This is a genomic window from Streptomyces sparsogenes (assembly GCF_001704635.1).
Classification (GTDB): domain Bacteria; phylum Actinomycetota; class Actinomycetes; order Streptomycetales; family Streptomycetaceae; genus Streptomyces; species Streptomyces sparsogenes.
In genome coordinates, this window is sequence record NZ_MAXF01000130.1 from 124,249 (window position 1) to 145,936 (window position 21,688).

Below are 21,688 nucleotides of genomic sequence, written 5' to 3' on the forward strand. Positions count from 1 at the left end.
GACGTCCGGAAGGTTGTTCGATGGTGACACGACGCGCGCGGTGGTGGGCCGCCGCCCTGCTCATGGCGGCGCTGACGGGCTGTGGCTCCACCGCCGACACGCCCTCGTCCCCCGGGGCGAAGGGAGCCCCGGAGGTCACGGACGAGAAGCACCTGCCGCCCCTCCCGCTCGACCGCTACCGGCTCGGCAACGACGAGAGCAGGCGGTGGACGAAGGCGCAGCAGCGACTGGCCCAGCGGTGCATGGTGGACCTCGGCTTCACCGACTTCCCCGCCGATCCCAAGCCCCCGAGCGCGCCGACGGTCTCGGGGACGCTGACCGTCACGGCAGCGCCGACACCGCTGGGCCGGCTCGACCTCGACAAGGCCGAGCGGTGGGGCTACGGCTGGGACCCGAAGGTCTCCCGCCGCCGGCCCCCGGAACCGGCCGGACGGGCGATGACGGACCGTGAGTTCGCCGCCCTGTACGGCAGGTCCGGCGGCCGGGACACGCCCAGCGGGCGCAAGCCCCCCGAGCAGGGGTGCTCGGGGCAGGCGAACCGTCGGCTCGCGAAGGGCGTCGAGAACCTCACCCGCATGTGGACCTATGTCTCCAGGCGGGACGCGGCCCTGCACAAGGCGGTGATGAAGGACCGGGAGGTGCGCCGGGCCTTCGCCACCTGGTCGAAGTGCGTCACGGACAAGGGGGGCGAGCGCTACCCGGATCCGCTGGCCGCGTACGGCGCCAAGGCGTGGGGCCGGGGCAAGGACGGCAACACCACCCACACCCGGCGGGAGGTGCGGACCGCCGTCGCGGACGTCGAGTGCAAGCGGGAGCACAACACCGCCGGCGTGTGGTGGACCGCCGCCACCAAGCACCAGCGCGCCGACATCCAGCGGAACAAGGCCACGTACGAAGCGGTCCGCGACGATCTGGACGTGCTGCGGGGCAACATGCGCGAGGCCCTCGGCTGACCGGCCGGCGGAGGTGCCGCGGCCGGAGATACGCTGGTCGGGAACCCCTTGTGCCCGTCGTGCATCTGACTGCTCGAAGGGTTTCGGGCCACCCCCGGACACCGTCGCGAGAGGAGCCCCCATGACGGAACAGCGGACCGACCGGCCGGACGCGTCACGCCACGACGCGTCCCCCTGGTGGTGGGGGCTCGGGCCGATCGGCGGCGCGCTCCTGATCGTGGCGGGGGTTCTCGCGGGCGCGTGGGTCTTCCTCGAACTGCCCGGCGCCCCGGGCGAGTCGGCGACCGGCTACTACGGCGCGGCCCGGGTGGTGGCCATCGGCCTGGTCGTCGGCGGTGGCGCGCTGCTGGGGCGCGGGCGGGCCCGCGGGGCCCGGGCGGAAGGCGCCGAGGGGACACGGGAGCGCGGCGACGGCTGAGCCGGGGCCCGGGCCCCCCGACCGCCCTGCCGCCCTGACCGCCCTGCCGCCCTGACTGCCCTGCCGCACGGACCGCCCTGCCGCCGCCGCGCCCGGTCAACGCGACGGCAGGAGCCGTGGTTCGCGTTTCGCGGCCAGGTCCTCCACCCATCCGAACAGCGCCACGGCCACCGCGATCAGCACCCAGGCCACCCCGAACTGGAACCACATGTTTCCCAGCGGCAGCGACAGCTCGAACGCCCGCACATGCCACAGGTGGTCGATCAGCGGCACGCTGAGGATCAGCGCTGTCTGGTGCCACAGATAGATCGTGATCGCGCGGCTGTTGAAGACCACCACCAGCCGGTCCAGCGCCCGGATCCGCGCCGGCCCGTCCAGCCGGGGCCGGAAGCGCAGCAGCAACAGGACGAACCCGACCGACCAGAAGGCCTGCCCCAGCGGGATCTCATTGAGGTCGTACGAGCCGTCGACCCGGTGGCCGAAGGCCCACCAGCCGCCCACCGCCATCGCCAGGGCGGCGCAGGACACCACCAGGGCCGGGCGCAAGCGGTCCAGCAGTCCGTCCCGGTGGGCGAAGCCGGCCATCCAGCAGGCGAGGTAGGTGGCCAGGTCGAGGAGGACGATGCCCGCCTGCCCCTCCGGCACGGTCCACACCGTGGTGAACACCACGATCGGCACCGCCGACAGGCACAGCACCGCCGCGGGGGCGCGCCGGAAGGCCCACAGCAGCAGGGGCGACAGCAGCACGAGCCACAGATAGGTGCGCAGGTACCAGAGGATCTCGGTGGCCTCGAAACCCCAGGCGCTGTGCGGGGGATCCGCCACGGGGACCACCCACAGCAGCATCCGGGCCCACCACCGTCCCACCTGGTGTTCCTCCGGAGCCCAGCCCTTGAGCATCATGGCGAGCGCGATGATCGCCCCGAACAGCCACAGCGGCGGCAGCAGCCGCCGCAGCCGCCCGCGCAGCACCGACAGCGCGGGACGCTTCAGGGAGCGGGCCATCAGCGACCCGGCCAGCGCGAACATCACCCCCATGGAGGGGAAAACGAGGCTCAGCCAGGGCCAGACGAAGGTGTGGTACGCGACCACCCGCACCAACGCCACGCAGCGCAGCATGTCCAGATAGCGGTCCCGGCCGCCACCGCCCGCCGGAGCGGCGGACGGCCCGGACCGATGGCGTCCCGCGCGCTGCGGGGTGACCGTCACATCGGTGTCCTTGGCGAGGGTGTCGTCACTCATACCGCCCACCTCCAGCGGGGCGTTGCGTCGTAGGGCGCCGGTGGCGCCGGAGAAATCAGTGCGGGGGTGCGGGCGGCCGTCCGGCCCATCAGCCGGCGTCCCACGACTCGTCGGAAGAACCCGTGTCCGCGGCGCCGGACCGCCACCCGCCGTCGTCCTGGCCCTCGGGGGAGGCCGTGGCGGTGTCGTCGGCCGGGGCGGACGCGGACGGGGTCGGCTTCGAGGACGCCGAGGACACCCCGGACGAAGACGCCCAGGACGACGCCGACGGTGTTCTGGACGGCGTGGAGGCGCGGGAAGACACCGCCGTGGTCGCCGAGGCGGGGGCGGACGTCCGCCCGCCGGTCGTGGCCGCGTGCTTCCGCGCGAACGACGGCCGGACCGCGGGCCCGGTGGCGAAGCCACCGCTCTCGGACGCCGATCCCCCGCCGGTCGGCGAGGAGGACGCCGAATTCCCTTTGCCGGCACCGCCCTTGTTGGATTGCTCCTTTTCCCCGGAAGCCCCCGTCTTTCCCGGGATCAGCGTTTCGGGAGCGAAAGGAGTTCCGCCCATGAAGGCGAGCGCGAGCACCATGGTGTATCCGAGGAAGGCGATTCCCGCCAGCACCCCGGCCCGCCGCAGCAGACGGGCCCTGCGGCCGGAGGAGTCGACGAATACGGGCCCGTCGGAGGCGGTGTCAGAGGCGGTACGGACGCGGCGACGGGCACGCCGGGAAGGAGCGGCGTGCCCGTCCGCCAGGGGCTGCGACTTCATGACGGCACGTTAACAGAATTCTTCCCGGATAAAGCTATGGACTTTCTTTGCCCAGGTGAATTCGGCGAGTTCATTCGCGAAGTTTTTTATGCGCCTAGGCGATTCTCATTTTTTCGTCCCGGAACTTTTTCGCCGTCGCCGCGCGGCGCCGTGGGACGCGGCGGTGCGGGCGGCCGGCCACCCGCTGGGGCGGTTTCCCGGGCGGACGTACGAGGATGGAGGCATGACCGAGACCTTCCGTACCCACATCCTCCGGATCACCACCGGTTCCACCGAGACGGTGGCCGACCTGACGGCCGACTGCGAGGCCTACCTCCGGGAGGTGAGCCACGGCCGGGACGGGCTGCTCAACGTCTTCGTCCCGCACGCGACCGCCGGTATCGCGATCCTGGAGACGGGCGCGGGCAGCGACACCGATCTGCTCGCCGCCCTGCACGACCTGCTGCCCGCCGACGACCGCTGGCGCCACCGCCACGGCAGCCCCGGCCACGGCCGGGACCATGTGCTCCCCGCCCTCGTCCCTCCGCATGCGACGCTGCCGGTCATCGGCGGCAGGATGGCGCTCGGCACCTGGCAGTCCGTGTGCCTCGTCGACACCAATAAGGACAATCCCAACCGTCAGGTTCGGCTGAGCTTCCTGGGCTGAGCGAGACACCCGGCGCCATGCTCTGCCCGGCCACGCCCCGTCCGACGGGCCCCGCCCGCCCGGGGGTCAGCCCCTGGTGGGCGCCGCGGTGGACTCCGTGGCGCCCGCGGCCTCCCCGGCAGGCCCGGGCACGAGGCGGGCGCGGGGGATGAAGGAGGCCAGGACGAAGGCGCCGAGGGCCGCGGCGGCGCCGATGCCCATGACCACGCGGAAGCCGGCCTGAGAGGGGATCGCGAGGGGGCCGAAGGAGGTGGTCATCTGGGCCAGGACGACGCCGGCCACGGCACTGGACACGGAGGTGCCGATCGACCGCATCAGGGTGTTGAGGCTGTTCGCGGCGGCCGTTTCGGAGACCGGCACCGCCGACATGATCAGGGCGGGCATGGCGCCGTAGGCGAGACCGATGCCGGCGCCGATGACACAGCCGGCCAGCACCAGGTGCCAGACGGCGGACATCAGCACGGTGTTGAGCAGGTAACCGCCGGCGACGACGACGGCGCCGAGCATCAGCGTGACCTTGGGGCCCTTCGCCTGGGAGATCCGCGCCGACAGCGGTGCCATCGCCATCATGACCAGGCCGTTCGGCGCCATGATCAGACCGACGGCGAGCATGCCGTGCCCCAGTCCGTAGCCGGTGGCCTTCGGCAGCTGCACCAGCTGGGGGAGCAGCAGCGACATGGCGAACAGCGAGAAGCCGAAGACGGCCGAGGCGAGGTTGGTGAGCAGCACCTGGCGCCGGGCGGTGGTGCGGAGGTCCACCAGCGGCTGTGCGCCGCGCAGTTCCCAGCGGCCCCACAGCAGCAGGACGGCGACCGCCGCGGCGAACAGACCGGTGGTGCGGCCGCCCGTCCAGCCCCAGTCGGCGCCCTTGGAGATCGCCAGCAGCAGGCACACCAGCGCGACCGACAGCCCCGCGGCGCCCACCAGGTCGAAGCGTCCGCCGGTGCGCACGGCGGACTCCGGAACGAGCCTGGCCACGAGCGCGGTGGCCAGGACACCGAGGCCGGCCGAGGTCCAGAAGAGCGCATGCCAGTCGGCGTGCTCGGCGAGGAGGGCGGCCGCGGGCAGGCCCAGGGCGCCGCCGACGCCCAGGGAGGCGCTCATCAGCGCGGTCGCCGCGGCGAGCCGCTCGGCCGGCAGCTCGTCGCGCATGATGCTGATGCCCAGCGGGATCACTCCGGCCGCCAGGCCCTGCAGGGCGCGGCCGACCACCATCGGGGCCAGTGAGTCACTCAGGCCCGCGACGGTGGACCCCGCCACCAGCAGCCCCAGGCTGACCAGCAGCATGCGCCGCTTGCCGTACATGTCCCCCAGGCGGCCCACCACGGGTGTGGCGACGGCGCCGGCCAGCAGCGTGGCGGTGACGGCCCAGGTGGCGTCGGACGGCGAGGCGTGCAGGAGCTTCGGCAGCTCGGGCACCACGGGGATGACCAGGGTCTGCATCAGCGAGACGACGATCCCGGCGAAGGCCAGGACGGCCACGACGGTGTTCGTGCGCGGCGGGGCGGACGCTCCGGTGTCGGGGGACGGGGCGGGGGGAGTGGGCATGGGCGCGGCCTCCGCGTCGGGGCAGACGGATACCGGCCTGCCTCAGCTATTTAAGTCAGTTGATTGAATTATCATGCGGGAGGGCCGCCTGGCCAGTCGGGCGGTGGCGGCGCGGCGGGCGTGGGGCTGGACGAAGTCCCGGCGGGAGAACCCTGGGTCCGGGACCCGGCGGCGTGCCCGGCGGTGTGGGGTCCCGCGCCATATCGGGCCGCCGGGGGCGCTCCTACCGTGCTTGGCATGGCCAAGACAAGAGCCGCAACGGCACTACTCGCCCTGCTGACGGCCCTCGCCGCCGTCCTCCTCCCCGCCCCCGCCGCCCAGGCGGCCTCCGTCCAGGAGGTCACCGGCTTCGGAACCAACCCGGGCGCGCTGAAGATGTACCGCTACATACCCGAGGGGCTGCCCGCCGGACGGCCCGTGGTCGTCGCCATGCACGGCTGCCAGCAGAACGCCCCGGCCTACGGCACACAGAGCGGCTGGACCCAACTCGCCGACCGCTGGGGCTTCTCCCTCGTGCTGCCCGGCCAGACCACCGCCAACAACATCAGCTCCTGCTTCAACTGGTTCCAGAGCGGCGACATCGCGCGAGGCCAGGGAGAAGCCGAGTCGATCAAGCAGATGGTCGACCGGCAGCTCGCCGACACCGGCGCCGACCGCTCGCGCGTCTACGCCACCGGGCTGTCCGCCGGCGGCGGGATGGCCACGGTGCTGATGGCCGCCTATCCCGACCGGTTCACCGCGGGCGGGGTCGTCGCCGGACTGCCGTACGGCTGCGCACAGGCCGCCGGATCGCCGTACACCTGCATGTACGTGGGCGCCACCCAGACCGCCGCGCAGTGGGGCAACCGGGTGCGCGCGGCGGCGCCGACCGGATACGCCGGGCCCTGGCCCCGGCTCATCGCCTTCCAGGGCACCGCCGACTACACCGTGAAACCGGTCAACATGACCGACCTGGTGGCACAGTGGACCGATGTCCAGGGCGCCGACCGGACCGCCGACACCGAGGACACGGTCGGCGGTTACCCGCACAAGATCTACACCAACCCCTCCGGCGCGCCCGTGGTCGAGACGTACAGCATCACCGGGATGGGCCACGGCCAGCCGGTCGACCCCGGCACCGGCCCAGCCCAGTGCGGCACCGCCGCCGCGTACGTCCTCGACGTCAACCTCTGCGCCGCCTACCAAGTGGGCCACGCGTGGGGGCTGGGCTGATCGAACTCCCCGGGGCCGGACCCTGTCGCGGCGGGCCGCCGTACGACATCCTCCGATGCCATGAGTAGACCCGCTGATCGCGTGAACCGAGCGGCACGCGCCTGGATCTGGCCCCTCGTCATCGGCCTCGTCTGCACCCTGACCTGGAGCTCGCCGGCCGGCGCCGACACCTCCCGGGCCGGGCTCGACGACGCCCTCGACACCATCCTCGCCGACCCCCTGCTGAAGGGCGGCGCGGCGGGGGTGGTCGTCGCCGACGCCGACACCGGCGCCGTCCTCTACCAGCACCGCCCCGACGACCGGCTGATGCCCGCCTCCAACACCAAACTCCTCACCTCGGCCGCGGCCATGGGACTGCTCGGCCCCGACTACACCTTCCGCACCGAGGTCCTCACCGCCGGCAGCCGCCACGGGCGGGTGCTCCGCGGCGACCTGTATCTGCGCGGCACCGGCGACCCCACCCTCCTCGCCGAGGACTACGACCGGCTCGCCGCGAGCCTCGCCGAGTCGGGCATCGAGCGGGTCACCGGCCGGCTGATCGCCGACGACACCCGGTTCGACACCCAGCGCGTCGGCCGCTCCTGGGCCGCCGACGACGAGTCCGCCTACTACGCGGCGCAGATCTCCCCGCTGACCCTGGCCCCCGACACCGACTACGACGCGGGCAGCGTCATCGTCCGGACCACCCCCGGCGCGGCAGCCGGCGACCGGCCCGAGGTCACCCTCACCCCCAGCACCGACTACCTCCGGATCGACAACCGCGCCACCACCGGCGCCACCGGCAGCGGCTCCACCCTCACCGTCGAGCGGCAGCACGGCTCCAACACCCTCACGGTCAGCGGCGCCCTCCCCGCCGGGAGCAGCCCCGCCAAGGAGTGGGTCAGCGTCTGGGAGCCCACCGGCTACGCCGCCTCCGTCTTCACCGACGCGCTGGCCCGGCACGGCGTCCACCTCGACAAGGCCACCCGCCTCGGCAAGGCCACCCCGCCCGACGCGCGGCCGCTCGCCTCACACCGGTCGATGCCCCTCAAGCAACTGCTGCTCCCGTTCATGAAGCTGTCCAACAACATCCACGCCGAAGTGCTCACCAAGGCCATCGGCTACGAGACGGCCGGCCGCGGCACCTGGGACGCGGGCCTGGCGGCCATCTCCGACTGGCTGAAGAAGCAGGGCGTGGACACCGGCTCGGTGCGCCAGGTCGACGGCTCCGGGCTGTCCCGGATGGACAACATCGCGGCCGGCCGCCTCGCCGAGCTGCTCCTGACGGTGCGCGACGAACCCTGGTACGCCGACTGGTACGCCTCGCTGCCGGTGGCCTGCGCCCCCGACCGGATGGTGGGCGGCACCCTGCGCTCGCGGATGTGCGGCACCCCGGCGGCCGGCAACGCGCGCGGCAAGACCGGCTCGCTGACCGGGGCCTCCGGGCTCTCCGGGTACGTCACCGACGCGGACGGCAGGGAGCTGGTCTACAGTGTCGTCACCAACAACTACCTCGCGCCGTCCGTGAAGAGCCTGGAGGACGCGATCGTCGTGACGCTCGCCAAGTCCGGGGCGGACCGGGTCACCGCCGTCCGGCCGAAGGCCGTGCCGGGCGCCAGGCCCGAGCGGGGCGGGGCCGCCGACCTCGAGTGCTCGTGGACCAAGCCCCGGCGCTGCTGAGCCGTACCGGCGCACGGCCGCGCCGCCGGGTCACACCCGCGGCGCGGCCGTCCTCCGCGCCGTGACCGCCTCGATGAACTCCTCCGGCGGGAGGTAGGAGTGCGCGGTGACGTAGTGGTGGACGAGATTGGGCGCCACCAGCCACCTGCCGTCACGGCCCACCACCCGCACCTCGGCGCTGCCGAGGGAAACGCGGTCCTGGCCGACCTGGATGACCACCGGGTATTCATCCGCCCCGCCGGGGTGCGGAAGCCCACAGCGGTGCCACCCGCGCATCATCATCTGAGGGTCGTCCCGGCACAGCAGCGCGAGGGAATGGACGAATGCCTCCGGAACCGCGCCTCGGGGGAATTCCTCGCCCGGCTCCAGCCAGCCGACGTTCACCGCCTCGATCCCTTCGGGGACCGATCCTGCTGGATAGGCGTAGGGGGACAGGTCCGCGTAGTGGGTCACCGCAGTGGCTCCTGGTTCTCAGATGATCGAGCGGCAAGCGGCCCAGTGTACCCGGCCCATATTGGGCTGAAGCAGTTGCGAGAGACGGGTCTCCTGGTCCACGACTGTGCTCGTGGGGTTCGCTCCCCAACGGCCCGGCGGGAACAGCGAATAGTCAGGCATCTGCTCTCCCGGCTGGTAGATCCGCGTCGGGGTGGGGTTGCCTTCTTCGACCATGCGGGCCACCTCCTCGGGAAGGTCCATGCCGTGCTTGCTGTATGCGGCGACGCTCGTGCCTTCGGGCACCGTGACCATGCCGGTGTCGCCCGCCCGGATGCCGCCATGACCGGCGAAGACCTGTTCGTTGTCCGGACGGCCGAACACGTTGAAATCCTGTGGGATCTCGCCCACGTCGTCTGCGGTACTCAGTTCGTCCCAACCGCCCGAATTCGGGCTACGGGTCGCACCCTCCCCGGGGACGGTGCAGGGGGAGAGCCCCAGAGGGTCGATGAAGAGGTGGGGGTTGGGCACGTAGGCCGCCGGGTTGGGGGCGGGGGTGAGCCCCAGGGGATCCGGGGTGGCGTAGCGGGCGGTGGTGGGGTCGTAATAGCGGTGGCGGTTGTAGTGGAGGCCGCTTTCGGGGTCGAAGTACTGGCCCGGGAAGCGCAGGGGTGTGTACGTGGTGCTGGTGGCGGCCCACGTGGTGGTGCCCCACAGGGTGCTACGGGTGCGCCAGGCTATGTTGCCGGTCTCGTCGACGAGTTCGCTCGGGGTGCCGACGAGGTCGGTGACGATGGCGAAGAAGCGGCGGTCTATCTCGCGCTGGGTGGTGGCCTCGGTGATGCGCTCCGTCTGTGCCACCGGCCGCACACCATCGTGATGCCAGGTCAGCGTCACGGGGTCGGGGAGATCGGGGGCGGTGGTGGTTTGTTCTACGAGGGTGTTGCCGTCCCACGTGAAGTCCACCTGTTCGACGACTGTTTCTCCGTCGTCGGCGAGGCGTTGTTTGGCGGTGCGGCGGCCGAGGGGGTCGTAGAGGTAGCGCCACAGTGTGCCGTCGGGGGTGGTGACGGTGGCGAGGTGGCTTTCCGCGTCCCAGGTGTAGTGCCAGGAGTCGGGTCGCTTGGACAGCCGGGTTTTCTGGCGGAGGGTGAGGCGTCCGGCGGCGTCGTGTTCGTAGCGGACGCGTCCGGCGCGGGTGATGCGGGTGCCGGTGTAGGCGCGGGGGCCGGTGGTGTCGGTGCCGGGGTGGCGGTCCGGCCAGGTGGCGTGGGTCTGGTTGCCCGCCTCGTCGTAGGCGTAGCTCTCGGTCCAGTTCTCGGCGCGGACGGCGGTGACCCGGCCTGCCTCGTCGAGGTCGAAGGCGCGGTGGCCCCGGAGTTGGTCGTCGATGCCGGTGAGGTGGCCGTCGGGGCGGTAGGTGTAGGCGCGGTGCTGGGCGGTGTGGCCCTCGGGACCGGTGGTCAGGATTTGTTCGGACAGCCTTCCGGCGGGGTCCCAGAGCTGGGCGAGGGAGGTGTCACCGAAGTGGCGGGCGGTCTCCCGGCCCACCGCGTCGTAGGCGAAGTCGAGTGTGTGGCCGCAGGCGGTCAGCGTGGTGCGGCGGCCCGCCGCGTCATAGGCGTAGGTGGAGGTGGCACCGGAGGGAGTGGTACGGCGGATGCGGCGGCCGAGCGCGTCGTAGGCGTGGGTCAGTACCCGGCCGTCGACCATCTCGGTCGTCACCCGGCCCATCCGGTCGCGCCGGAAAACCGCCGATACCTCGGGGCCGACGGCCTCCATCAGCCGGCCCGCCGGGTCGTAGGAGAAGGTGGTGACCCGGCCTGCGGCGTCCTTGCGGACCACCCGGCCGCACTCGTCGCGTTCGAGGGAGATCGCCTGGCCGAGGGGGTTGGTGCGGGAGACGAGCCGGCCGGTCGGGTCGTACGCGTAGGTGAGGGTGCGGCCGTCGAAGTCCGTCTCGCTGAGCAGTCGGCCGGTCGGGTCGTACTCGTAGGTCCAGGTCAGGCCCTGGGGATTGCTGACTTGGGTGAGGCGCAGCCGGGTGTCGTGCGTGAACTCGTAGCGGGTACCGTCCGGGTCGGTCTGGGCGGCCAGCAGGTCGAAGTGGGTGTATTCGTAACGGGTCACGCCGCCGCCTGGATCCGTGTGAGCGGTGAGGTTGCCCTCCCCGTCGTAGGTCCAGGTCTGCTCGGTGCCGTCCGGGGCGGTGCGCCGACGCAGTTTGCCGTCGATGGACCATTCCATGTGGGTGGTGGTGCCGAGCGGGTCGGTGATGGCGGTGGGGCGGCCGAAGGCGTCGCGGTGGTAGGCGGTGCTCGCGCCCAGGGGATCGGTGATCTCGACGGGGAGCCCGGCCGGGTCGCAGCGCACGCGGGTGGTGTCGCCGAGTGGGTTGGTGACCGAGGCGAGGTGGCCGTGGTCGTCGTAGGTGTAGCGGGTGGTGTTGCCCAGCGGGTCGGTGGCGGTGGTGCGGTTGCCTCGCTCGTCGTACGCGTAACGCCAGGTGGCCCCGTCCGGGTGGGTGACCCGCACCGGCAGGCCCAGGGCGTCGTAGGTGGCGGTCCGCCGGTGTCCGTCGGGGGTGACCACGGAGGTCAGCCGGCCGGCCGGGTCGTAGCCGAAGCTGGTGGTCCGGCCCAGGGCGTCGGTGCGGGACAGGGCGCGGCCGTAGTGGTCCCGTCGGGTGCGGACCGTGTTGCCGAGCGGGTCGGTCACGGCGATGACCTGACAGCGGTCGTTGACCAGATAGCGGGTGGCGTGGCCCTCGGGCGTGGTGACGGTGGTGACCCGGTGGCCCGTGCGTTCATCGGTGGGACCGTAGTCGATACGCACCGAGATGTGTCCTTCGGTGCCTCCCTCGGCGATGACTCGGTCGTTCTGGTCGTAGACGTAGTCGTAGCGGCGGTCGTTGGTGTCGGTCCACGCGATGATCCGCCGCTCGGTGTCGTACTCGAACCGCAGCGGCTGGCCGGAGGAGTTGGTGACCTCGGTGAGATTGCCATCGGTGTAGGAGTACCGGATCAGCTCCTGGTCGGTGCCGTCGAGGGCCGCGCCTGCCAGGTGCAGGGCGGTGATGCGGCCGCCCTCGGTGGTGAGCTTGAGGTGGTAGCCGCCGCTGTGGACAATCGCGGCCGGGGCGCCCTGGACGTCGTACTCGAAGGTCAGGCGGTGGCCGTTGCGATCGCTGATCTCCACCAGCGGCGCCTCGCCGTCCCCGCCCCCTTCCGGGCCGGTGAAGTACCAGGTGCGGCCGGTGTCCGGATCGGCGAGGGTGTAGTCGCCCGCCACCGTCCGCTCCAGCGGCCACCTCGGCCCCAGCTCGGGCAGCGTCGGCACCCCCGGCGCCGGATGCGGATACGACAGCAGCAACCCGTCCTCCGCGACGAACACCACACCCCGCGCACCGATCTCCAACCGCTGATCAGCCGAACTCGACCACGTCGGCCCGAACCACCGCCCCACCCGATACCCCGACTCCGCCCGCCGCACGAACACCAGCGGCAACGCCCCCGGCAACACCACATCCCGCTGCGGCAGATACATCCGCCCCGACGCCAAATCCACCGGATCCGTACCCCCGGCCGTCTTCGCCACATCCGGCGTCGCATGCGGCGCGGCCCCGTCCTTGGCCAGCGTCCGCATGGCGGGGCCCTCCGCCTTGGCCAAGGTGGCGGGCAGCCGCTCGGCAGCCGTCACCGCCGTCTTCGCCCCACCCAGACCCTTCGTGCCGATCAGCTCCGGCAGCAGCCGCCCCAGCCCCTCGGACGGATCCTGCTGGAACGCGTCCCACATCCCCTTGACCGCCGTACCCGGGTCATTGGCCATCCGCACCAGACCGGCGGCGGTGCTGTTGAGATGGGTCACGTACTCGGCCGGGTGGGTGATGTTGTACAGGTCCAGCGGGTTCACCTGCCGGACGAAATTCACCAACCCCGCAGTCCCCTTCACCACACCGCCCAGGAAGTGGCTGGTGTCCAGGGCCAGCCCGTCCAGCCCGTCCCCCACCTGCTGCGCGTACGACGGCTTCTTCGGCGCCATATCCCGCGCCGCCTCCACCGCCGTCTTCGCCACCCCATGCGCCTCATCCCGCTGCCGCCGCGCCTCCGCCAGCATCTCCCGCGCGGCCTTCACATCACCCGCACCCGGATCCGCAAAAGCACCCGGCTTCTCCGGCAGACTGGCCGGGTCACGCTCGTCAGCGGGCAGCGCGTTGTACGCGTCCACCGCCTCGTTATACGCACTCACCTTGTCGTTGTGGGCGGTACGCGCATCATCCGACGCCTTCTTCCCCTTCTTGAAACGCCGGATCGCCTCCTCCGCCTGACCCTGCGCCCACTCCACCGTCCCCGCGAACCGCTCCAGCGCCCCCGACGCCTTCTCACACGCGTCCGCCGCCGAGAACCACTTCTTCGGCTCGACCGACACCTTCTCCCGGAAGGCATCCGCCGCCTTCCCCTTCAACGACCCCGACCCCAGCCCCTGGAGCCCTTTTCCCACATTGTTGAACGCCGTCTTGAAGTCGGTCAGGTGATTCGCCGTCGAGCGGAGTTTGGACGGGCTGCCGTGGATCAGCTTCTTGGGATCCTCGCTCTCCCCCAACTGCATCTCATCGACAGCCGCCCCCAGTGCGTTCGCCGCCGAGTCCGACGTGTCCCGGACCCAGTCGGCACCGCTCTCCCAGCCGACGTCATCCAGCCGGTCCGCCGTCCAGTCCCCCGCGTCGTCGATGGCCCCACCGACATCCTCGACCCGGTCCTCGACCCAGTCCTCGACACCATCCGGAACGAAATCTCCGAGCCCCATGTGCCTACACCCCCGTACCAGGACCACGGCATTCCGGATGAGAGTACCGGCTCTGTTCAGGGCGCCCGTTCGGCGTCCAGACTCACTAGGAGTGAGGCCGGGCCGTCAGCCGTCAGGACGGTCGGGAGCAACAGAACAAGGGGGAGACCAGCAGTGATCGAGACAGTGTTCCGCGGTGAGGACCTGCCCGTGGAGGACCGCTTCGAGCGGTGGCGCGACCTGGCGTTCGAGAGCCATTCACCCCATGAGATCCGTACGGACCACACGGCCGACTTCCATGGCACCCTGCGGCTGCTTGACCTCGGTGTCCTCCAGGTCACGACGTTCTCCTGCCCGCCCCTGGACTCCGCCCGGACCCCGGCGCTGATCCGCAGGTCCGACCCCGAGATCTACTACCTCTCGGTGCCCCTGCGCGGGCACATGGGGGTCGTCCAGGACGACCGGGAGACCCTGGTCGGACAGGGCGAACTGGTGATGATCGGCAGCTCGTACCCGTACCGGGGCCTCCTGGGCGCGGAAGGCGGCACGGTCTCGGCCGCGGAGATGCTGATCCCGCGGGCGCTGCTGCGGCGGCCCGCCGGCCTCGCCGACGGGCGGTCCGCCCTGAGGGTGCCGGGGCGATCCGGTATGGGCGCCCTGTTCATCGACTTCCTCACCGGCCTGGCCACCGACACCACGTCCTACGGATCCTCGGACTCCGCGCGACTGGGCGTCGTCGCACTGGAGTTGGCCGGCGCCCTGCTCGCCCACCTGCTCGCTGATCAGGAGCCGCCCGAGACCTTCCAGCACGCCCTCGCCCTGCGCGTCCACCGCTACATCCACCAGCATCTGACCGACCCGGAACTGACACCCGAGCGGATCGCGGCGGCCCACCACATCTCCGTCCGCTCCCTGCACCGCCTCTTCCACCGCCAGGACACCACGGTCTCCGCCTACATCCGCCGGCAGCGGCTGGAACGGGCCCGCCGCGACCTGGCCGACCCGGGGCTGTGCACCCGGCCCGTCCACGCGATCGCCGCCCGGTGGGGCTTCCCCAGGCCGGCCGACTTCACCCGCGCCTTCCGCGCGGCCTACGGGATGCCGCCCAAGGACTTCCGGCACCTCGCCCAGGGCACCTCCCGGCGGTAGCCGGGGGAGCGGCGCGATTGGCGTCCAGCGCCAAGCGGCTGGCGCTGAGTGCTAAGGACATGTCCGCGCCCACCCCGGCAGACTCGTCGGTCGGGTGACGGGGCCGATGCGGCCGGAGCCCCGGGCCCGCTTCCCCCGCGGGGGAGAAATACGGGGAGAGGTAACACCATTACATTGCCATCGCTTCTGCGCTCACGAGAGTCGACGGCCTTCTCAGCGGCCTTCGCGACGACCTTCGCGACGGGCGACCGCGGTGGGGCGTCGCCGCGCACCGAGCTGGAGTTGGGGTCCGTACGGCTGACCGTCCTGCGCTGTCCCGCTCCGCCCATTCCATCCGCTGCACCCATGCCATCCGCTTCGCGCACTCCATTCGCTGCGCCCGCTCCAGCCGCGCCCGCGACGCCGGGGGCCCGGAGATCCGCCCGGAGCGGCGATCCGCAGACGTGGCGGCTGGTCCTGGTCTCCGACGGGCCGCTGACGCTGGGCCCAGGTCCAGGCGCCACCCGCCTCGACCCCGGCCACTTGGTGCTGTGGGACCCCGGCGAGCCGTTCGACCCGGTGGCGGCCGACCGGGCCCGGCCGCCCCGGGCGCTGGTCCTGCACCTGCCGGGGACCGCACTGTCGGTGCCGCACCAGGCGCTGCGCGGCCTGGTGGCGCGGCCGGTGCCCTCGGAGGCGGGCCCGGCGGCCCTTCTCGCACGGTTCCTGGAGGGGCTGGCAGGGCCGGCCTCGACGGTGGAGACCCGGCAGGCGGCCTGGCTGGGGCGCGCCGCGGTCGACCTGGCGGTGGCCTTCCTCAGCAGCGTCACCGACCCGCGGGACGACGCGGCACCGCAGCCGCGCCGGATGGCGCTCCTGGGCGAGATCAGGTCGTACGTCGAACGCCATCTCGGCGACCCCGACCTGTCGCCGAAGGCGATCGCCGCGGCGCACCACATCTCGGTCCGCTATCTGCACCATCTGTTCCGGCAGGACGGGCAGACGGTCGGTGGGTTCGTCCGGCAGCGGCGGCTGGAGCGCTGTCGGGCCGATCTGACCGACCCGTGCCTCGCCGGGCAGAGCATGGCCGTGATCCGGGCGCGCTGGGGCTTCCATGACGCGGCCGTGTTCAACCGCGCCTTCAAGAAGGAGTACGGGATCACGCCCGGCGAATACCGGAGGCGCGAGGGAGTGCCCGCGGGGGCCCGGTAGCGGTCGCCGGTGGTGCCGAGGCCGGGCCGGCGGGGGACCGCCGGCCCGGCTATGGCGTTTGCGGTCAGGCGCGGAGCGCCGGCCAGGTGTCCTCTCCCACGATGCCGTCCACGTGGAGGTGGTGATAGCGCTGGAACCGCTTGACCGCCGCCCGCGTGTCGGGGCCGAACTGCCCGTCCACGCCGCCGGGGCCGATGTCGTACTTGCGGGCCTTGAGGATGCACTGCACCTGGCGGACGCGGTTGCCCTTGTCGCCGTACTGGGTGAGCGCGATGCCGGAGTAGTAGTGGCAGGACTTCCACGGCTTCGGCGGTGAGGTCCTCGGCGGAGGCTGCGTCTGCTGGGGAGGGTCCGGGGCGGCCGTGGCGCTGCCGGCCGGGGGGTTCGGGCTGGCGGGGGGCTGGGTCTCCGCGGAGCCTCCGCCTCCGCCGCCGTTGCCTCCGCCCCCGCCGCCGTTGCCGCCGCCTCCGGCCCCGCCCCCGCTGTTACCGTCGCCACCCCCGTCGCCGTCCCCGCCGCCAGCGGCCGGGGGGGTCGCGGGGTCGGCGGAGGCCGGCGTCGTTTCCGGCGACGGCTTCGGCGAGTGCTTCGCCACGGGGGACTTCGACGCGTGTGGGTGCTGCGCGGACTTGGACGCGGTCGCGGCCACGTTCTTCCCGCCGTCGTCGGAGGAGCCCATGCCCGGGACGGCGAAGGCCACCACGCCGACGGTCACCGCCACGACCGCCGCGGCCGCCGCCAGCACCAGACCACGGCGGCTCTTGCGCTCCGCCGGCTTCAGCGTGCGCTCCGGCGCGCCGCGGCGCAGGATCGTCAGCTGGTCCATGGGCGACACCGCGGCGGCGTGCCCGCTCCACTCGGAGCGGGCACGGATCAGCTCCGCGAGGGCCGCGGGCCACTCCGGCGCCGGCGTGTGCCGCCGGGCCGCGTCCACGACCTCCTGCGGACTCGGCCGCCCCGCCGCGTCCTTGTCCAGGCACCGGCCGATCAGCTCCGCGAGGGCCTGGTCGGACTCCGCCACCCTGGCCAGCACGTCTTCGCTCGGCGGCGAGTAGACCACGCGATGGATGACATCGGCCGTGGACCCCTCGCCGAACGGTGTTCTGCCGGTCGCGGCGTGTGCCAGCACCGAGCCCAGCGAGAAGACGTCCGACGCGGTGCCCGCCTCCCGGCCGTCCGCCTGCTCCGGGGACATGAACGCCGGGGTGCCCACGTGCTGGCCGGTCATGGTGAGCACGCTCGCGTCGGTGGTGTGGGCCACCCCGAAGTCGATGACCCGCGCCCCGTCCGCGCCCAGCAGCACATTGGACGGCTTGAGGTCGCGGTGGACGATCCCCGCGGCGGCGAGCGTGGCGAGGGCCTCCCCGATCTCCCCCGCCAGCCGCCACACCACCGGCGCGGGCAGCGGCCCAAAGCGGCGCACCGCGTCGTCGAGGCTCGGCCCCGGGACGTAGGCGGTCGCCATCCACAGGCGCTCCTCCTCGTCGAAGCCCGAACCGAGCAGCCCGGCGGTGTACTTCCCGTGGACTCTCCGTACGACCTCCACCTCGCGCTCGAACCGGCGCCGGAACCTCGGGTCCTCGGCGTGCTCCGGCCGGATGACCTTGACGGCCACCAGCGCCCGGGCCCCGTACGTGGTCGCCCCCTCCGCGTCCACGCCCGCTTCCCGCCCGAGGTACAGCCGGCCCATCCCGCCGCCACCCAGGCGCGCGAGCACCCGGTACGGCCCGATCGCCACCGGATCCGACCGCCGCAGCGGCTCCGCGCCGAGACGTTCGAGATCGGAGGTGTTCAGCTCTCCGGTCCAGGGGTGGGCCGGATCCCTGTCAGACATGGGGTCCCCTCACGGAGTTCCTGCTGTGGCGCTCCCGGGTCCGGCTCAGCCGTTGCCGCCGGCCTGGGAGATGTTCTTCAGAACCGCGTCGAACTTCCTCTGGAACTCGTCCAGGGACTGCTTGATCTTGTTCAGGTCCGCCTGGGCGCCGCTCCAGGCGGAGCGGAACTCGGCGGCGTGCTTGCCGTCCCAGTGGCTCTGGTCGCTCAGGATGTTCCCGGCGGCGGAGAGCTGGCTGATGGACTGCTGGAAGCCGCCGTCGATGATGCTGAGGAACTTGCGGCTCGCGGCGTGTGCGGCGTCGTCGACCTTTACGGTGCCTGCCATGGCGATGTTTCTCCTGTGTTTCTTGTGGATGGTGATGGGTATGCCGGGGTCGGCCTGGGGGCCTAATCCGGTTGCTCGTAGTCGGGATCGCCGAGGGCCTTCGAGATCTCCCCGAGTTCGAGATCCCGGTAGGCGTGCGTCAGATCCGTGATGGACGGCGGCTCATGACCTTGGGCGTCCTTCTTGCCCGCGTAGTACTCGTCCGGGTGCAGCATGATCTTCTTGACCAGCTCGGCATTCTTGACGGGATCGGCGCCGAACGACACGGGGGTGTTCGATCCCGCCGGGTGGACGAGACCTCGGGAGATCAGTGAACTGACGGTGAGGGAAAGGCCTCCGACGGCGAGGCGGTCATTGAGCAACGACGTGTTCGCATGACTCCCGCCCGGGAACAGCTTGTCGAGGAGGCCCGTCAGCGGATCCATTTCCGACGAGAACAGGCTCTGCGCGGCCCCTACCCCCGCCGTGTAGGCAATGTTGCCGATGAGTGCTTCCGGCGCGAGAACGGCTGTCGGCATGAAAAGCACGTTGACGTATCCGCCCTGGATCATGCTCTTCAGCAGCTCGTGCTCGTCACCGGTCTCGTTCGCTGCCTTGAGGAACAGCCCCAAGCCCTGGCCGGTTTGCCTTCCCAGCCCTTCGGCCCAGCGCCGAAGGGCTATGGGGTCCGCTCCTGGCGGAGGGGTCTGGCTTTGCGTCACTCCGGCGGCGTAGAACTGCATCAGCGGGCCGATCAGCGGCTTCATTTCGTTGTGCGTCAGTTTCGGCGCACCTTCGCCGAACAAGGCCTGCGAGACCTTGTGCATCAGGGCGTGCGCCCGCGGTTGACCGTCGACGTTCCCCATCGCCGTGGTGAGTACGGCGAGAAGCGTGGACCGCAGCGGGGGATTGAGCGAGGCCTCGCCGTAGAACAGATGCCGGATCTGGGCAGCGCTGAGGGAATTGGCGAAGTTCAGGGCAGCCGTCGGGTTGCTCCTGAGGGCATTGAGCAGGGCGATTTGCTGCTCGGGAGTGATGTGGTTGTGCTCCACCGAGTTGTCTCTGCCCACGAGCCTGCTGAGCGCCTCGACGACATGGCCGGTCGTCGCCTCGGTCAGCACGCCGCTGGCATAGGCGCTCACCAACGGCTGGATGTTGCCCGGCTGGGCCAGGAACTGCTCGATCTGCCGCACGTTCAGGGAATTGAAGAAGCCGGCGCAGAAGTACGGGTCGTCGGCGTGCTTGGCGAGCTCGCGTTCGACACGTTGGCGTTCGCCGGCGTTCATGACCGTCGGCAGCTCATGGGCCAGCGCGGCTCCCGCCTTGATCTGTGCCTGGTGCGCGGCCTCTTTCCGAAGCATCTGAACGAAGGTTTCGACGGCCTTTCCATCGGCACGGATCGGCTGGTTCCGCCCCCGTACGAGAACACCTCCTGCGCGCAGGAACGCCTGGCCGACGGTCCTCACGTCCCGATCGGTGTAATACGCGGCCGCCACCTGCCTGGCCACATTCGCGTCAATGGCCTCGGCGACGCAGGGCCCACCGCCGTTCTCATACGCCAGGAGAGACGGCGTCAGCACAGTGCGCACCCAGGTCTGGAGCTGCTCGGCACCCTGGGTGCACACATCGGAGTACCTGGCGAGGTACTCGGGAATCGCGGAGACGGTGGTCATGTCGCCTTGCACCTAATGCTTGGTCTTCTCGGCCTTTTCGGCAGCGCGCGCCGCGGTGGTCGCGCTGTTCACCTGCGACTGGTATCTGAGGGCCGCTTCCTTGAGCGCGGTGAGCGCCTTCTGCTGGCGCTGGAATTCGATTTCGAAGCGATCGCGTTTCGCGCCCTGCCAGTTGTCGCTGTGCGGACTGCCGAAGAGGGTGTGACGCTGGCCGTTGCGCAGCCAGATGAACCAGTCCAGTTTCTCGACGAGCTGGGAAAGCTGCTGACTGAGCCGAGCGGCGGCGGCGAAGTCGTACTTCGGTGGCATCAGTCGGTTCCCCCCATGTGGTTCACGCGAGAATTCTCCGCTCGGGGGTGCGCCGTGTCATTGACCTCGGGCGCACAGTCCATGTGCCTTCCGTGCAATGCGGCATATGCACACGCCCGGGGGTCAGTTGGCCACCTGTACCCCCGCCGCGATCCCGTCCACCACGAGGTAGCCCCGCCCCGGCAGCGGCTCCATGCGGTCGTAGCGGGGCAGTTCGGTGCCCAGGAGGTCGCCGTCCAGGTCGTGGTCGGGGGACAGGAGGACGCCGCAGCGGCTGTCGCGGGCGCGTTGGGTCCAGTGGCCGTAGGCGCGGCGCAGGGCGTCGGCGCGGCCGGCGGCGATCAGGTGGTGGCCGGCGGTGGGGGAGGAGAGCCACTGTTCGAGGAGGCCGCGCTCGTCGTCGACCGTGTCGGCGTCGTCGGCCAGCAGCAGCGCGGGCCGGTCGAGGGGGAGGGCCAGGAGGGCCTGCTCCAGGTCGTCGTACGTGGTGGCCAGCGCGGTCAGCCCGGGCAGGTCCCGCAGCGGGGAGCGGCGGGGGGCGAAGCCGACGAGCGCGGGCGGGGCGTCGGCGGAGGCCGCCACGAGGCGGGCGACGGTGCACAGCGCCGTGCTGCGGCCGGACCGCTGGGGCCCGGCGATCAGCGCGTGCTCGCGCTCGTACAGCCGGAGCCCGGCGCAGCCGAGGGTGTCGGAGTCCAGGCCGACGGGGAGCCACCAGGGGTCCGCGGCGGTCCGGGCCGGGGCGGTGAGGGCGGTGGCGGGGACCTCGGTGGGCAGCAGCCCGACCTCCGGCGCGGAGCGTGCGGCCCCGGCCCAGCGGGCGGCGGTCTCGGCGACGGCCGCCGCCAGGTCCTCGCCCGGCCAGCCGATCTGGACCACCTGCCGGTTGGCGGCCACGACCGCCCGGCCGGGCACGGGGGCGGGGACCGAGCCCCGCGGCACGTCGAAGTATCCGTACTCGCCGGGGTCCGCCAGCCGCAGCAGCAGCTTGGTCTGGGTCAGGGCGGACCAGGCCGACGGCACGGCGCCCGAGCGGTCGGCGCTGACCGCGAAGCGGATGCCGACGGCCGGGCCGTCGGCGTAGACCCGGGCGAGCTCGTCGATCAGGTTCATGCCCGCCACGTCCTTGTCGAGGTCCGACAGGAGGGCCCCGAGGTTGTCCAGCAGCACCAGCCAGTCGGGAGCTCCCGCGGGCCCGCGGGCCTTGCGCTCGTCGAGTTCCCGGCGCAGCAGCTTGATCAGCCGCACTTGACGCTCCCGCTCGGCCGACCCGATGTGCGCCCCGGTGTGCGGCAGGGCGGCCAGCGGGGCCAGGTCGCCCGCGCCCAGGTCGAGGGCGAAGAGGTGGAGCCGGTCGGGTGGACGGGAGCCGGCCGTGGCCAGGGCGAGGGCGGCCAGCGCGGTGGAGGTGCCCGAGCCGCCGCCCCCGTAGATCAGCAGGTTTCCGGCGGCCGGGTCCCAGCCGACGGGGTACTGCCGCTGGCGGTCGGGGTCGTCGGCGAGAGCCCAGGCGGGCAGCCCGGCGGCCTCGGTGTGCAGGCCCTGGTCGGCGACCGGGGGAAGGTCCGCGCGGTGGA

The 21,688-nt window shown here is 71.9% G+C and carries 17 protein-coding genes; 7 read left to right on the forward strand and 10 right to left on the reverse strand.

Annotated features, from left to right (window positions below):
* The first annotated feature begins 20 nt into the window (after nt 1-20).
* Together BBH68_RS27395 and BBH68_RS27400 are read left to right on the forward strand one after the other, a co-directional pair.
* On the forward strand, nt 21-953 hold the full coding sequence (locus BBH68_RS27395; RefSeq protein ID WP_079151225.1) for a hypothetical protein: 933 nt from the start codon (nt 21-23) through the stop codon (nt 951-953).
* A gap of 121 nt (nt 954-1,074) precedes the next feature.
* Entirely contained in the window at nt 1,075-1,371 is a 297-nt protein-coding gene (locus BBH68_RS27400) for a hypothetical protein (RefSeq protein WP_065966370.1), read from the forward strand.
* 96 nt (nt 1,372-1,467) lie between these two features.
* On the opposite strand, the gene BBH68_RS27405 is transcribed toward BBH68_RS27400, so the two are convergent.
* Together BBH68_RS27405 and BBH68_RS39820 are read right to left on the reverse strand one after the other, a co-directional pair.
* Nucleotides 1,468-2,613, reverse strand: a complete 1,146-nt coding sequence (locus BBH68_RS27405; RefSeq protein ID WP_065966371.1) for an acyltransferase family protein — start codon at nt 2,611-2,613, stop codon at nt 1,468-1,470.
* A gap of 88 nt (nt 2,614-2,701) precedes the next feature.
* Entirely contained in the window at nt 2,702-3,367 is a 666-nt protein-coding gene (locus BBH68_RS39820) for a hypothetical protein (protein WP_076972123.1), read from the reverse strand.
* Between the two features lie 223 nt (nt 3,368-3,590).
* Between BBH68_RS39820 and BBH68_RS27415 the strand changes: the two genes are divergently transcribed.
* Nucleotides 3,591-4,013 (forward strand): secondary thiamine-phosphate synthase enzyme YjbQ, encoded by a 423-nt coding sequence (locus BBH68_RS27415; RefSeq protein ID WP_065966373.1) that lies wholly within the window; start codon nt 3,591-3,593, stop codon nt 4,011-4,013.
* 66 nt (nt 4,014-4,079) lie between these two features.
* On the opposite strand, the gene BBH68_RS27420 is transcribed toward BBH68_RS27415, so the two are convergent.
* Complete coding sequence (locus BBH68_RS27420; protein ID WP_065966374.1) at nt 4,080-5,561, reverse strand: MFS transporter; 1,482 nt, start codon at nt 5,559-5,561, stop codon at nt 4,080-4,082.
* A gap of 237 nt (nt 5,562-5,798) precedes the next feature.
* Between BBH68_RS27420 and BBH68_RS27425 the strand changes: the two genes are divergently transcribed.
* Together BBH68_RS27425 and dacB are read left to right on the forward strand one after the other, a co-directional pair.
* A complete protein-coding gene (locus BBH68_RS27425; RefSeq protein ID WP_065966375.1) occupies nt 5,799-6,773 on the forward strand; it encodes an extracellular catalytic domain type 1 short-chain-length polyhydroxyalkanoate depolymerase in 975 nt (324 codons plus the stop codon).
* A gap of 60 nt (nt 6,774-6,833) precedes the next feature.
* Nucleotides 6,834-8,432, forward strand: coding sequence for a D-alanyl-D-alanine carboxypeptidase/D-alanyl-D-alanine endopeptidase (gene dacB, locus BBH68_RS27430; RefSeq protein ID WP_065966376.1), 1,599 nt, complete (start codon nt 6,834-6,836; stop codon nt 8,430-8,432).
* Nucleotides 8,433-8,462: 30 nt separating this feature from the next.
* On the opposite strand, the gene BBH68_RS27435 is transcribed toward dacB, so the two are convergent.
* Together BBH68_RS27435 and BBH68_RS27440 are read right to left on the reverse strand one after the other, a co-directional pair.
* Nucleotides 8,463-8,885, reverse strand: a complete 423-nt coding sequence (locus BBH68_RS27435) for a DUF7919 family protein (protein ID WP_065966377.1) — start codon at nt 8,883-8,885, stop codon at nt 8,463-8,465.
* A gap of 18 nt (nt 8,886-8,903) precedes the next feature.
* Nucleotides 8,904-13,670: a putative T7SS-secreted protein gene (locus BBH68_RS27440; protein WP_065966378.1), complete on the reverse strand. Its 4,767-nt coding sequence runs from the start codon at nt 13,668-13,670 to the stop codon at nt 8,904-8,906.
* A 153-nt stretch (nt 13,671-13,823) separates the two neighbouring features.
* Here BBH68_RS27440 and BBH68_RS27445 point away from each other — a divergent pair, with 153 nt between their 5' ends.
* Both BBH68_RS27445 and BBH68_RS27450 read left to right on the forward strand, forming a co-directional pair.
* On the forward strand, nt 13,824-14,798 hold the full coding sequence (locus BBH68_RS27445; protein WP_065966379.1) for an AraC-like ligand-binding domain-containing protein: 975 nt from the start codon (nt 13,824-13,826) through the stop codon (nt 14,796-14,798).
* A 345-nt stretch (nt 14,799-15,143) separates the two neighbouring features.
* Entirely contained in the window at nt 15,144-15,989 is an 846-nt protein-coding gene (locus tag BBH68_RS27450) for a helix-turn-helix domain-containing protein (protein ID WP_079151226.1), read from the forward strand.
* A gap of 64 nt (nt 15,990-16,053) precedes the next feature.
* Here the strand turns inward: BBH68_RS27450 and BBH68_RS27455 are convergent, their stop codons facing one another.
* The 5 genes from BBH68_RS27455 to BBH68_RS27475 all read right to left on the reverse strand — a co-directional run.
* Nucleotides 16,054-17,823: a serine/threonine-protein kinase gene (locus tag BBH68_RS27455; protein ID WP_065966381.1), complete on the reverse strand. Its 1,770-nt coding sequence runs from the start codon at nt 17,821-17,823 to the stop codon at nt 16,054-16,056.
* Nucleotides 17,824-17,868: 45 nt separating this feature from the next.
* The gene (locus BBH68_RS27460) at nt 17,869-18,150 is read right to left on the reverse strand and encodes a hypothetical protein (protein ID WP_065966382.1); all 282 of its coding nucleotides are present in this window, start codon (nt 18,148-18,150) and stop codon (nt 17,869-17,871) included.
* A 62-nt stretch (nt 18,151-18,212) separates the two neighbouring features.
* Nucleotides 18,213-19,802: a hypothetical protein gene (locus tag BBH68_RS27465; protein ID WP_076972121.1), complete on the reverse strand. Its 1,590-nt coding sequence runs from the start codon at nt 19,800-19,802 to the stop codon at nt 18,213-18,215.
* A 12-nt stretch (nt 19,803-19,814) separates the two neighbouring features.
* Nucleotides 19,815-20,111 (reverse strand): hypothetical protein, encoded by a 297-nt coding sequence (locus BBH68_RS27470; RefSeq protein WP_065966384.1) that lies wholly within the window; start codon nt 20,109-20,111, stop codon nt 19,815-19,817.
* A gap of 123 nt (nt 20,112-20,234) precedes the next feature.
* Nucleotides 20,235-21,688: FtsK/SpoIIIE domain-containing protein (locus BBH68_RS27475; protein ID WP_281182495.1), on the reverse strand; the 1,454-nt coding region annotated here is incomplete at its 5' end.